General features: G+C 70.7%; 8 protein-coding genes and 1 tRNA gene. 8 read left to right on the top strand and 1 reads right to left on the bottom strand.

Features of this window, described 5'->3' with window-relative positions; genetic code table 11:
* Positions 1 to 3: 3 nt before the first annotated feature.
* The 4 genes from eboE (at position 4) to OG322_RS03780 (ending at position 5846) form a co-directional block, all read left to right on the top strand.
* Positions 4 to 1179: a metabolite traffic protein EboE gene (gene eboE / locus OG322_RS03795; protein ID WP_123464190.1), complete on the top strand. Its 1176-nt coding sequence runs from the start codon at positions 4 to 6 to the stop codon at positions 1177 to 1179.
* Entirely contained in the window at positions 1176 to 2585 is a 1410-nt protein-coding gene (locus tag OG322_RS03790; protein WP_123464191.1) for a nucleotide pyrophosphatase/phosphodiesterase family protein, read from the top strand. The genes eboE and OG322_RS03790 overlap by 4 nt, the downstream gene beginning before the upstream one ends.
* A 49-nt stretch (positions 2586 to 2634) precedes the next feature.
* A complete protein-coding gene (locus tag OG322_RS03785) occupies positions 2635 to 3810 on the top strand; it encodes a sugar phosphate isomerase/epimerase family protein (RefSeq protein WP_329306034.1) in 1176 nt (391 codons plus the stop codon).
* A 464-nt stretch (positions 3811 to 4274) separates the two neighbouring features.
* The gene (locus OG322_RS03780; protein WP_266410638.1) at positions 4275 to 5846 is read left to right on the top strand and encodes an aldehyde dehydrogenase family protein; all 1572 of its coding nucleotides are present in this window, start codon (positions 4275 to 4277) and stop codon (positions 5844 to 5846) included.
* A gap of 14 nt (positions 5847 to 5860) precedes the next feature.
* On the opposite strand, the gene OG322_RS03775 is transcribed toward OG322_RS03780, so the two are convergent.
* Complete coding sequence (locus tag OG322_RS03775) at positions 5861 to 7165, bottom strand: DUF2254 domain-containing protein (protein ID WP_123464197.1); 1305 nt, start codon at positions 7163 to 7165, stop codon at positions 5861 to 5863.
* Between the two features lie 246 nt (positions 7166 to 7411).
* On the opposite strand from OG322_RS03775, the gene OG322_RS03770 reads away from it, so the two are divergent.
* The 4 genes from OG322_RS03770 (at position 7412) to OG322_RS03755 (ending at position 13204) form a co-directional block, all read left to right on the top strand.
* A tRNA-Leu gene (locus OG322_RS03770) sits at positions 7412 to 7499 on the top strand.
* A 1178-nt stretch (positions 7500 to 8677) separates the two neighbouring features.
* Entirely contained in the window at positions 8678 to 9715 is a 1038-nt protein-coding gene (locus tag OG322_RS03765) for a LacI family DNA-binding transcriptional regulator (protein ID WP_123464199.1), read from the top strand.
* Positions 9655 to 11250 carry a sugar ABC transporter ATP-binding protein gene (locus OG322_RS03760; RefSeq protein WP_398912077.1) on the top strand — a complete coding sequence of 532 codons (1596 nt, stop codon included), beginning with the start codon at positions 9655 to 9657 and terminating at the stop codon, positions 11248 to 11250. The genes OG322_RS03765 and OG322_RS03760 overlap by 61 nt, the downstream gene beginning before the upstream one ends.
* Positions 11240 to 13204 carry an ABC transporter permease/substrate-binding protein gene (locus OG322_RS03755; protein ID WP_123464203.1) on the top strand — a complete coding sequence of 655 codons (1965 nt, stop codon included), beginning with the start codon at positions 11240 to 11242 and terminating at the stop codon, positions 13202 to 13204. The genes OG322_RS03760 and OG322_RS03755 overlap by 11 nt, the downstream gene beginning before the upstream one ends.
* The last annotated feature ends 1 nt before the right edge of the window (position 13205 follow it).

The following is a 13205-nucleotide window of genomic DNA, read 5'->3' as shown; positions in this document are numbered from 1 at the left end:
GCCATGCGCTTCCGCCATTCCGACGGCACCGTCGTCCACCTCGCCTACTGCACCAACGTCCACCCGGCCGAAACCCTCGAAGGCGTCCGCGCCCAACTGCGCGACCACTGCGAACCGGTACGCAAACGGCTCGGACGCGACCGTCTGGGCATCGGCCTCTGGCTCGCCAGGGACGCCGCCCGCACCCTGGTCAACGACCCCGCGCAACTGCGCTCCCTGCGCGCCGAACTCGACCACCGGGGACTCGAAGTCGTCACGCTCAACGGCTTCCCTTACGAGGGATTCGGCGCCGAAGAGGTCAAGTACCGGGTGTACAAGCCGGACTGGACGGACCCCGAACGGCTCGCCCACACCACCGACCTCGCCAGGCTCCTCGTCACCCTGCTCCCCGACGACGTCACCGAAGGCACCATCTCCACCCTGCCCATCGCCTGGCGCACCCCGTACACGGGCGACCCGGAGGCGGCCCGCACCGCGCTCGCCGCGCTCACCACCCTCGGCGAACGCCTCGACGCGCTGGCCGAACTCACCGGGAAGTCCATCCGGATCGGCCTCGAACCCGAACCCGGATGCACCGTCGAGACCACCGCCGACGCCATCGCACCCCTCACCGCCATCGGCCACGAACGCATCGGCATCTGCATCGACACCTGCCATCTCGCCACCTCCTTCGAGGACCCGGACGGCGCACTCGACGCGCTCGCCGCCGCAGGCGTCCCGCCCGTCAAGGCACAGCTCTCCGCCGCCCTGCACGCAGAACAACCCCACCTCCCCGAGGTGCGCACCGCGCTCGCCGCCTTCGCCGAACCCCGCTTCCTCCACCAGACCCGCGTCTCCACCGCCGCGGGACCGCGCGGCACCGACGACCTCGACGAGGCGGTCACCGGCGACACCCTGCCCGACAGCGCCCCGTGGCGCGCCCACTTCCACGTCCCGCTGCACGCCCCACCCGCACCACCGCTCGCTTCCACCCTCCCCGTACTCCGGTCCACGCTGAACCGGCTGGTCGGCGGGGCGCAGCCGCTCACCCGGCACCTGGAGGTCGAGACGTACACCTGGCAGGCGCTCCCGGCCGAACTGCGCCCCCGGACCCGCGCCCAGCTCGCCGACGGCATCGCCGCCGAACTCACCCTCGCCCGCGACCTCCTGGTCGACCTCGGCCTCAAGGAGCTGCCATGACCACCGCAGGGACGACCGCCGGGACGGACGGCTCACCCACCCCGCTGCTGGTCCTCGACGTCGTCGGGCTCACCCCCCGCCTCCTGGACCACATGCCGCACCTCAAGGCCCTCGGACGGACCGGCACCCACGCACCGCTCGGCACCGTGCTCCCCGCCGTGACGTGCGCCGCCCAGTCCACCTTCCTCACCGGCACCACCCCCGCCGAACACGGCATCGTCGCCAACGGCTGGTACTTCCGCGAACTCGGCGACGTCCTCCTGTGGCGTCAGCACAACGGGCTGGTCGAGGGCGACAAGCTCTGGGACGCGGCCCGCCGCGCCCACCCCGGCTACACCGTCGCCAACATCTGCTGGTGGTACGCGATGGGCGCCGACACCGACTTCACCGTCACCCCCCGCCCCGTCTACTACGCCGACGGCCGCAAGGAACCCGACTGCTACACCCGCCCGCCGGCCCTCCACGACGAACTCACCGCGAAACTCGGCACCTTCCCCCTCTTCCACTTCTGGGGCCCCGGCGCCGACCTCGTCTCCTCGCAGTGGATCATCGACGCGACCCGGCACATCCTCGACACCCGCCACCCCGACCTCGCCCTCTGCTACCTCCCGCACCTCGACTACGACCTCCAGCGCTACGGCCCCGACGACCCGCGCGCCTTCAAGGCCGCGGCCGACCTCGACCGTGCCGTCGCCCCGCTCCTGGACGACGCCCGCCGCGAGGGCCGCACCGTCGTGGCCCTGTCCGAGTACGGCATCACCCGGGTGGAGCGGCCCGTCGACATCAACCGCGCGCTGCGCCGCGCCGGCCTCCTGGAAGTGCACACCCAGGACGGCATGGAGTACCTGGACCCGATGACCTCCCGGGCCTTCGCCGTCGCCGACCACCAGATCGCGCACATCTACGTACGCCGCCCCGAGGACCTCGAAGCGGCCCGCGAAGCGCTGGCGGACCTCCCGGGCATCGAGCAGCTCCTGGACGACGAGGGCAAGAAGGCACACGGACTCGACCATCCGCGCTCCGGCGAACTGGTCGCCGTCGCGGACCCGGACGCCTGGTTCACGTACTACTACTGGCTCGACGACGACCGCGCGCCCGACTTCGCCCAGCTCGTCGAGATCCACCGCAAACCCGGCTACGACCCCGTCGAACTCTTCCTGGACCCCCAGGACCCGTACGTCCGGGTCAAGGCGGCCACCGCGGTCGCCCGCAAGAAGCTCGGGATGCGCTACCGCATGGCGGTCGTCCCCCTGGACCCGTCACCTATCCGGGGCAGCCACGGCCGCCTCCCCCTGAGCGACGAAGAAGGTCCGCTCATCCTCTGCTCCACCCCCCACGCGTTCACCGGCCCCGTCCGGGCCACCGAAGTGAAGTCCCTGCTCCTCACGCTTGCCGGCCTCGCATGAGATCGGTCCGTGCACAGCCTTGTGCGCATCTTCGAGAAAGAGAGAGACCGTGACCGAGTACAACGACGAATCCGGAACGGACAGCGCCCTGCGCCGCACCCTCGGCGTCAACCGCCGCCGCTTCCTCAGCACCTGCACCGCCGCTGCGGCAACGGCGATCGCCGCGCCCGTACTCGGCGCATCGCCGGCCTTCGCCCAGCCCGCGTCCCACCAGGGCCACGGCCATGACCACAACCACGGTCACGGCCAAGGCCAGGCTCTGGTCCCGGCGGCGAAGCGAGGGATCATCCTGTACACCGTGCGCGACGCCACGGGCCGCGATCCGCTCAGCACCAGCCTTCCCTCGGGCTTCCGCGATGTGTTCAAGGAGCTCGCCCGGTACGGCTACAAGCAGGTCGAGTTCGCCGGGTTCGGCCAGCACGCCAACGCACCCGGCGGCAACAACCTCGAAACGGTGGCGGGCGCGAAGCTGCTGCGCTCCTGGCTGGACGACTACGGCCTGCGCGCCCAGGGCAACCACGGCTTCATCCCCTCGTCCTGGCCGCTGAGCCAGAGCGACCTGGACCAGTTCAAGCGGAGCCTCGAAATAGCGAACATCCTCGGCATGGACCACATGGGTACCGGTGGTGACCCCACTGGCAGCGCCTACCGTGCCGACTGGGACGTGGCGGCCGACAAGTGGAACGCGATGGGGCAGATCGCCCGTCGTGCGGGGATCAAGCTGTACACCCACAACCACGACGCGGCCTACGGCTTCCTGCTCGACGGCGGCCCGCTGGACGCACAGGGACGGCCCACCCGCAGCTCCGGCATCCGCAAGCTCGAGTACTTCCTCAAGGTCACTGACCCGAAGACCGTATGGCTGGAGATGGACATCTTCTGGGCACACGTCGCCCAGTACAAGTTCCACGGCTACACCGCGCACGACGGATCGCAGCGGGAGAACATCTTCGACCCCGCGGCACTGGTCCGCCGCCACAACAAGCGCTACCCGCTGTTCCACGCCAAGGACGGCGTGGTCAGCACCACCAACGGCGACGGCTACGAGATGGTCCCCTTCGGCACCGGGGTCATCGACTACCGGACCTTCTTCCGCCGCGTCGGGGAGGCGAACTACCGCAACCCGATGGTCGAGCAGGACACCGCACCGAGCTCGACGGACCTCGCGCAGTCCCTGAAGCAGGCGCGGATCAGCTACGAGGGCATGGCAGCGCTGCGCAAGTAGCACCATCGGCGGGCCCGACCACGTCGGGCCCCTTACGTCGGGCCTCCCCGCACATGTGCGGGGAGGCCCGACGTCGTGGTGTGAAGGACGTGGCCGCCAGACCACTTCCCGGCTGTTCGGCTGCGGATTCGGGGCGATGTCCCGCACCCGCGGCCGGCCCGGCTGCCTCAGCGTGCGCTGGAGGCGGCGGGAGTGTCAGTCGGCTCCACTCCCACAGAAACAGCGATACTGACCCGAGCCCGCCTGACCCGAACGCGACTCACGCCCCAGCCGTCCCGCTCTTCCAGCCTGCGCTTTCCCGGTCCCGCCCCCCACTCCAGCCCCTCCGGCCATTGAGGGGCGGGGCCCGGGGCGGAGCCCCGGTCACGGGAAGGGCGGGCGAGGGGACAAGGCCCGCCGCACCCCGCCGCACTCCTCCCCACCGCATCCGCCGCCCCGACTGTGCACCGAGAGCGGAGAACCCCATGACCTCCGGCACCACACCCACACCCCGCACCACCCTCGCCCTCAAACCCGGCACAGCCTGGCAGGACGCCTGGCACCGCTGCCTCGCCGCCGCCCCCGAGGCCTTCCAGGACGACCGCGTCCTGAACCTCTGGGCAGCCACCTGGCAGCGCGACGGCCGGGTGCTCTCCGTCACCACCCCCGTGGACGGCACCCCCATCGCCGGACCGCCCCGACTCGACGCCCCCACCGCCACGCACGCGGTCCGCGCCGCCCTCGACCAGCACCGCGCCTGGCGGCACATCCCCCTCCCCGAGCGCCGCGCCCGCGTCGCGGCCACCCTCGACGCCCTGACCGAACACCGTGAACTGCTCGCCCTCCTCCTCGTCTGGGAGATCGGCAAGCCATGGCGTCTCGCCCAGACGGATGTCGACCGGGCGATCGACGGGGTGCGGTGGTACGTCGACAACATCGACCGGATGCTCACCGACCGCACCCCGCTCCCGGGACCCGTCTCCAACATCGCCAGCTGGAACTACCCCATGTCCGTGCTGGTCCACGCGATGCTGGTGCAGGCACTCGCCGGCAACGCCGTGATCGCGAAGGCCCCCACCGACGGCGGCGTCGCATGTCTGACCCTGGCCTGTGCGCTCGCCGCCCGCGAGGGCGTCCCTCTCACTCTCGTCAGCGGCAGTGGCGGCGAACTCTCCGAGGCCCTGGTCCGCTCACCGGAGATCGGCTGCGTCTCCTTCGTCGGGGGCCGCGACACCGGAGCCCGTATCGCCACCGCCGTGGCCGACCTCGGTAAACGGCACATCCTCGAACAGGAGGGGCTCAACACCTGGGGCATCTGGAACCACACGGACTGGGACGCGCTCGGCGCCGTCGTCCCGAAGCTCTTCGACTACGGGAAGCAGCGCTGTACCGCCTACCCGCGCTTCGTCGTGCAGCGCAGCGCGTTCGACGCGTTCCTGGCGGCGTACCTCCCGGCGGTCCGCGCCCTGCGCGTGGGCCACCCCCTCGCCGTGGCGGACCCGGCCGATCCGCTTCCCGCCCTGGACTTCGGCCCACTGATCAACGCGGCCAAGGCCGAGGAACTGGCCGACCAGGTGGCCGAGGCGATCGACCGGGGCGCGGTCCCACTGCACCGCGCCGGCGCATCTCCCGCGGACGGCCACTTCCTTCCGGGCCAGGACACCTCCGCCTACCTCCACCCGGTCACGCTCCTCAACCCGCCGCCGTCCTCCCCGCTCCACCACGCGGAGCCCTTCGGCCCGGTCGACACGATCGTCCTGGTCGATACGGAGGCGGAGCTCCTCGCCGCCATGAACGCCTCGAACGGGGCCCTGGTCGCCACCCTCTCGACCGACGACCCCGCTACGTACGAGAGGCTGGCTCCCCAGATCCGCGCGTTCAAGGTCGGCCACGGCGTGCCGCGCTCCCGGGGCGACCGCGAGGAGCTCTTCGGCGGCTTCGGCGGCTCGTGGCGCGGTGCCTTCGTCGGCGGTGAACTCCTGGTCCGCGCCGTGACCGAGGGCCCGCCGGGCGAGCGCCTGCCGGGCAACTTCCCGGACTACCACCTGATGCCGTAGAGGCGGAGTCCGGCTCACCCGATCCCCTGCCGGTCGGGAAGCAGCGCGAACTCCCGCTCGTCCGCGTCCGGCACCGTGCGCTCCACCGCCTGAATCAGCAGCGTACGGTGCCGGACCAGCGGCCCCTGCCGCTCGGGCGCCGTCAGCAGCAGGAGATCGTCGATCCCGGCCAGCAGCCGCCGGGTGACCTGCGGACTGCCCGTCGCGCACCGCCGGATCTCCTCGAAGCCGAGATCCACCAGATCCGCCCACCCCGGCACGTCCTGCACCAGCCGTACGACCCCCTTGCGGTCCCGGTGGTGGGCGGCGCCGAGGGGCAGGTCCGCGAGGGCTGCCAGGAACTGCACGATCCGGTCCAGGCACTGCACGGCGGTGGTCGGGTCGTTCACGGCCGGCGAGAGGGCCCGCAGCGCGATGTCCGACAGCTGGCGCAGCCCGAACGCCAGATCCTGGTGCAGCGTGCGCTCGACCCCGACGGACACCGTGTACCGCAGCGCGCGCCGGGGCGGCGCGGCCCCGCCGTGCACCGCCAGCACCGGCGTCCCCGGCACGACGAAGTCCCCGAGCCGCGGGATCAGCCGGAGAACGACGCCCTGGCGCCGGGCTGCCCGCACCAGCCGTGCCACGTTCACGTCCCGCAGGACCCCGGCCCGCCCCTCGTGCACGAGCCGCCCGGTCTCGGCCGCGAGCGGCCCCTCCTGAGGCAGGCCGCCAGGCATCCGCCCCAGCACCCGGAAGGAATCCCGGGTGATGCGGTCGACGACGGGGCCGACCTGCATCAGTCGCAGCGTCGAGCTCACATACGCGATGAAGAGCAGCAGGCTGAGCCCGACGAGCGCGGCGGTCAGCACACTCTGCAGGAACGGCACGGAGACCACCCGGCGCGGGTCCGTCTCGCTCTCGTACGAGCTGAGGACCAGCAGCGAGAACACGAACGTCGCCAGGAACACCGACAGCGTGAGCTTGCTGATCCGGCTCCGTACGAAGATCCGTACCACCCGGGGTGTGAGCTGTCCGCTCGCCATCTGCACGGCCACCAGCGAGATGCTGAAGACCACACCGATGAAGGTCATCATCGCCGAGGCGATCGTGACGACGATCGTCTTGGTGTCCTCGGCGATCGAGAGCAGGTCCTTGACCTCGTCGTACGCCCGTTCGTCCTGGAGGTAGGCGACGAGCTGCTCGTCGAGCGCCGAGGCGGCGAACCAGAGGGCGATGGCGCAGACCAGTGTCAGGGTCGGAGCGAACCAGAAGGTCTCGCGCAGATGCTCACGCAACGGTGACAGCGCGCGGGGTGGCCGATAGCCGCGATCACTCATGCCGGCGAACGTAACCCGCCCCGCCCGCGCCCCCGGGGACCCCGCCGCCGACCCTCCGGGCACACCGTGCGTACGTGACCGACGACGGACCGTGCGCGAAGGCGGGGTGCGTCGCCCAAATCGTCTCCCCGATCGCCCCGCACCCCGCTGACCAGCGCACTGACCACCGGATATGCAGGTGAGACGGACCCCGAACCCCTGGTATTGTTTTCTTTGTCGCCGCGGGAGACCGCGGCTGATCACCCAGTCCGGGTGGCGGAATGGCAGACGCGCTAGCTTGAGGTGCTAGTGCCCTTTATCGGGCGTGGGGGTTCAAGTCCCCCCTCGGACACCACCAGTAAAAACCCCAGTTCATCTGGGGTTTTTCTGTTTCTCAGGCTGTGGCGCGACCAACCACGTGACCAGCGGCAGAGCAAATCCCCAGGTCAGGCCGGGGACGACAGACTGAGACCGGCTCCGGAGGCGGCCGGCCGGCGCCAGCTCCGTCCATGCGTGAGGGGCTGTATCAGGCCATGGTGCAGCCCGGCGAGTGCTGCCGGACGTTCGAGCCGGTTGCGCAGGGTGCGCCACCGCGGCGACACCTTCTCAGGGTGCGCGCCCGACCCCGGACGATGACCAGCCAGTGCGCTTCCTGGCCTCCTCCAATAGCCGGTACAGGTCGTCCAAGGTGTCATCCGTGATCTCGCACCGCTTCACGCTGCCGATGTGCGGCTTGATGTGCAAACGGATCTTCGTCTCGCACCCGGCAGGCAAGCGCGGTCAAGGAGCCGGCGCGCGTACAAGCACCGTGCCCACGGTCCTGCCCTCCGGCGGCTGACACAGCGGTGAATCCGTGGCCTGCGAGGAGGTGTTCCCACGCATCGAGGCTGTGGATGTGCCGCAGTCCCTGCCTGGTTGGAGGTCCTGGTCCCCGACAGGGAGCTGCGAGAACGCCAGGATGCCACCCGATGCCGTGCGGGAACGAAGCAGCACCCGGCGTCCGGCGACAGTCCTGGAACGCTTTCGTTCGGCCCGTGATCGGCGTACTGAGTCCAGTTCAGCCACGTCGTCTCGCCCTGGCGTTCACGGTCCGGCGTGGCTTGCTCCCAACCGCGTACCCATCCCAGGACTCTGCCAATGACATGCGGTGATCCTTTCCGGCAAGAGGGGCCCACCCCCAACGCACGGGGGCAGGCCCCAACTCACTCGCTGTTCATTTCTACCTGCGCGAGTCGTGGCACCCGGCGTGGCTCTGGTTGCAGTTGGCTGCGCTCTCCATGCCCCACAGGCCGGGGCCGGCCGCCCATCCCCGCCGCTGACCGTCGGCCCCGTCCCGCAGCCGCGCGCGGGTGAATCAGGCCGCCCGGTCACCCACCCCACCGCGGCCCGTCCCGCATCACGATCCGGTCTCGGAGATCGAGGAGGGGGTTGTTTTCGGCCATGTAATCGATTCCAATCATCCGTGTAATCGATTCCACGGCCCTGGCTGCTGGTTTCGAGGCGCACGGAAACCACAAGGAGGTGGTCCCGGAAATGGCGAGCATCAAGGATGTCGCGGCCCAGGCAGGAGTCTCTGTCGCCACGGTCTCCCGTGTCCTCAACAGCCATCCCTCCGTCAGCCCGGACGCGCGCGGACGCGTCCTCGCAGCCGTCGAAGCCCTCGGCTACCGGCCCAACACCCTCGCCCGCTCGCTGCGCACCGATCAGACCCGCACACTCGGTCTCGTCATCAGCGACGTGCTCAACCCGTACTTCACCGCCCTGGCCCGCTCGGTCGAGGAGGAAGCCCGGGCCCTCGGCTACAGCGTGATCATCGGCAACGCCGACGAGCAGCCCGAGCAGCAGGACCACCACGTCCGTACACTCCTGGACCGCAGGATCGACGGGCTCCTCGTCTCGCCGGCCGACGGCGACTCCCCGCTGCTCCACGACGTCGCACGCGCCGGCACCCCGATGGTCTTCGTGGACCGCTGGATGCCGGGTGTGGACGTTCCCGTCGTACGTGCCGACGGTCACCGGGCCATCCAGGACCTGGTCGCCCACCTGTACGCGCTCGGCCACCGCAGGCTCGCCATCATCGCCGGGCCCGCGGCCACCACCACCGGCAACGAGCGTGTCGAGGCCTTCCGGGCCGCGATGAGCGCGCACGGACTCGCGCTGCCGGACGCCTACACCGGCCAGGGCGACTTCCAGGCGGCCAGCGGCAGACGCGCCACCGAGCAGTTCCTCGCCCTGCCCCGGCCTCCCGAGATCGTGTTCGCGGCCGACAACCTCATGGCCCTCGGCGCCCTGGACGCCATCCGCGCCCACGGCCTGCGCGTTCCCGAGGACATCGGGCTCGCGGCCTTCGACGACATCCCCTGGTTCGTCCACACGGGACCGCCGATCACCGCGATCGCCCAGCCCACCGGCGAACTGGGCCGCGCGGCCGTACGCGCGCTGGTCGACATCGTCGAGGGCAGGCCCCCGCAGTCCGTCACCCTGCCCGCCCGTCTCGTCGTGCGCGGCTCATGCGGCGAGCGCACCGGCGAGCCGCCCCTGCCCGCATCCGGCCCGAGGAGCAACGCGTGAGCGAGTCAGTCGAGTTGCTGCGCATCGAAGGCGTGCGCAAGACCTTCCCCGGCGTGGTCGCCCTGGACAGCGTCGACTTCGATCTGCGCGGCGGTGAGGTGCACGTCCTGCTCGGCGAGAACGGCGCGGGCAAGAGCACGCTCATCAAGATGCTCTCCGGCGCCTACCGCCCGGACAGCGGCCGGATCTTCGCCCGGGGACAGGAAGTCCGCATCCACGGTGCGCAGGACGCCGAGAAGCTCGGGATCGCCACGATCTACCAGGAGTTCAACCTGGTCCCCGATCTCACGGTCGCCGAGAACATCTTTCTCGGCCGCCAGCCGCGCCGCTACGGACTGATCGACCGGCGCCGCATGGAAGCCGACGCCGAGGTGCTGCTGCACCGCGTCGGTCTGCACGTCTCGCCCCGGGCGAAGATCCGTGAACTGGGCATCGCCCGGCTCCAGATGGTCGAGATCGCCAAGGCCCTCAGCCTGGAGGCGCGCGTCCTGATCATGGACGAGCCGACCGCGGTCCTCACCTCCGAGGAGGTCGACAAGCTCTTCCGGATCGTGCGCCGGCTGCGCGAGGACGGCGTCGGGATCGTCTTCATCACCCACCACCTGGACGAGATCGCCGCCCTCGGCGACCGCGTCACCGTCCTGCGCGACGGCCGCAGCATCGACCAGGTGCCCGCCTCGACCCCCGAGGCGGAACTCGTCCAGCTGATGGTGGGACGCAGCATCGACCAGCAGTACCCCCGGGAACGCGCCGACGCCGGGGAGCCGTTGCTGTCCGTGCGCGGGCTCACCCGCGACGGCGTCTTCCACGACATCAGCTTCGAGGTGCGTGCCGGTGAGGTGGTCGGCCTCGCCGGACTCGTCGGGGCCGGCCGCACCGAGGTCGCCCGTGCCGTCTTCGGCGCCGACCCGTACGACGCGGGAACGGTCGATGTGCGCGGCGAGCGGCTCGGCAAGCACGACGTCACCGCCGCCATGAGCGCCGGGATCGGCCTCGTCCCCGAGGACAGAAAGGGACAGGGCCTGGTGCTCGACGCCTCCGTGCAGGAGAACCTCGGCCTGGTCACCCTGCGGTCGGCGAGCCGCTCCGGACTCGTGGACCTCAAGGGCCAGCGCACGGCCGCCGCCCGGATCGCCGACCAGCTCGGCGTACGGATGGCGGGCCTCGGCCAGCACGTCCGCACCCTCTCCGGCGGCAACCAGCAGAAGGTCGTCATCGGCAAGTGGCTGCTCGCGGACACCCGGGTGCTGATCCTCGACGAGCCGACCCGGGGCATCGACGTGGGCGCCAAGGTCGAGATCTACCAGCTCATCAACGAGCTGACCGCCTCCGGCCACGCCGTACTCATGATCTCCAGCGATCTGCCCGAGGTCCTCGGCATGAGCGACCGGGTGCTGGTCATGGCCCAGGGCCGGATCGCCGGTGAACTCGCCGCCGACCGCGCCACCCAGGACGCCGTGATGGCCCTCGCCGTCAGCTCCGCCCCCGCGACCGAACCCACCGAGAACGACGAGGAGAGCCCCCGTGGCCACTGACACTCATCCGAGCAAGGCGGGCGCGGGAGCCGCCGGACCGAGCCTGCGCCGCCTGCTGCTCGACAACGGAGCCCTCACCGCGCTGGTCGTCCTGCTGGTGGCGATGTCGCTGCTCTCGGGTGACTTCCTCACCACCCAGAACCTGCTGAACGTCGGTGTGCAGGCCGCCGTCACCGCGATCCTCGCGTTCGGCGTCACCTTCGTGATCGTCTCCGCCGGCATCGACCTCTCCGTCGGCTCGGTCGCCGCGCTCTCCGCGACCGTCCTCGCCTGGTCGGCGACGTCAGCGGGCATGCCCGTCGTCCTCGCGGTCCTCCTCGCCGTCGCCACCGGCATCGCCTGCGGCTTCGTCAACGGCGCCCTCGTCGCGTACGGGAAGCTGCCCTCGTTCATCGCGACGCTGGCCATGCTGTCGATCGCGCGCGGTCTGTCCCTGGTGATCTCCCAGGGCAGCCCGATCTCGTTCCCCGACTCCGTCTCCGTACTCGGCGACACGCTCGGCGGCTGGCTGCCCGTACCGGTCCTCGTCATGATCGCCATGGGGCTGATCACGGCCCTCGTCCTCGCCCGTACCTACCTCGGCCGCTCCATGTACGCGATCGGCGGCAACGAGGAGGCCGCCCGGCTCTCCGGACTGCGCGTCAAGAAGCAGAAGCTGGCCATCTACGCGCTGTCCGGTCTCTTCGCCGCCGTCGCGGGTATCGTCCTCGCCTCCCGTCTGACCTCCGCCCAGCCGCAGGCCGCGCAGGGGTACGAACTCGACGCGATCGCCGCGGTCGTCATCGGCGGTGCCAGCCTCGCGGGCGGCGTCGGCAAGGCCTCCGGCACCCTGATCGGCGCGTTGATCCTCGCCGTGCTGCGCAACGGCCTCAACCTCATGTCCGTGTCCGCCTTCTGGCAGCAGGTCGTCATCGGTGTCGTCATCGCCCTCGCGGTGCTGCTCGACACGTTGCGCCGCAAGGCCGGTTCGGGAGCGGCGTCCGCCGGCGGCTCCTCCGGCGCGCCGGGTTCACCGGGACCGGGTCGAAGGGGAGCGATGAAGGCCGGTCTCGCACTGGTCTGCGTGGCGGCCGTCATCGCCGCCGTGACGTTCTTCAACTCCGGTTCCTCCGGAGGCAAGACCAGGATCGGCATGTCCCTCTCCACGCTCAACAACCCCTTCTTCGTCCAGATGAAGGCGGGCGCGCAGGAGCAGGCCAAGGCGGACGGGATCGACCTGACCGTCACCGATGCCCAGAACGACGCCTCGCAGCAGGCCAACCAGCTGGAGAACTTCACCAGTTCCGGGGTGGACTCGATCATCGTCAACCCGGTGGACTCCGACGCGGTCGGACCGGGCGTCCGCAGTGCCAACCAGGCCGACATCCCGGTGATCGCCGCGGACCGGGGCGTCAACAAGGCGGACACGGCGACACTCGTCGCCTCCGACAACGTGGCAGGCGGCAAGCTCGCCGCCAAGGCACTCGCCGACAAGCTCGGCGGCAAGGGCAGCATCGTCGTCCTGCAGGGAACCGCCGGCACCTCCGCCAGCCGCGAGCGCGGAGCGGGCTTCGCCGCAGGCATCAAGGCGTACCCGGGCATCAAGGTCGTGGCCACCCAGCCGGCCGACTTCGACCGCACCAAGGGCCTGGACGTCATGACCAACCTCCTCCAGGGCCACCCCGGCATCACCGGTGTCTTCGCCGAGAACGACGAGATGGCGCTCGGCGCGGTCAAGGCGCTCGGCAGCAAGGCCGGAAAGTCGGTCTCCGTGGTCGGCTTCGACGGCACACCGGACGGTCTGAAGGCGGTCGGTGCGGGCACGCTGTACGCGTCGGTCGCCCAGCAGCCGAAGGAGCTCGGGAAGATCGCCGTGCAGAACGCGGTCCGGGCTGCCGAGGACAAGAAGGTCGCCGGCACGGTGAAGGTGCCGGTCAAGGTCGTCACCCGGCAGAACGTCGCCGACTTCTCCTGAC

Origin of the sequence: Streptomyces sp. NBC_01260 (genome assembly GCF_036226405.1) — a bacterium.
Classification (GTDB): Bacteria; Actinomycetota; Actinomycetes; order Streptomycetales; family Streptomycetaceae; genus Streptomyces; species Streptomyces laculatispora.
The sequence above is the reverse complement of the archived record's forward strand: the minus strand, read 5'-3'. Positions and strand labels throughout refer to the sequence as shown.

Coding starts and splice junctions, on each gene's coding strand:
- OG322_RS03760 (WP_398912077.1), top strand. CDS start 9,655: ATGCGGCGAGCGCACCGGCGAGCCGCCCCTGCCCGCATCCGGCCCGAG.
- OG322_RS03780 (WP_266410638.1), top strand. CDS start 4,275: ATGACCTCCGGCACCACACCCACACCCCGCACCACCCTCGCCCTCAAA.
- OG322_RS03765 (WP_123464199.1), top strand. CDS start 8,678: ATGGCGAGCATCAAGGATGTCGCGGCCCAGGCAGGAGTCTCTGTCGCC.
- OG322_RS03790 (WP_123464191.1), top strand. CDS start 1,176: ATGACCACCGCAGGGACGACCGCCGGGACGGACGGCTCACCCACCCCG.
- OG322_RS03775 (WP_123464197.1), bottom strand. CDS start 7,165: ATGAGTGATCGCGGCTATCGGCCACCCCGCGCGCTGTCACCGTTGCGT.
- eboE (WP_123464190.1), top strand. CDS start 4: ATGCGCTTCCGCCATTCCGACGGCACCGTCGTCCACCTCGCCTACTGC.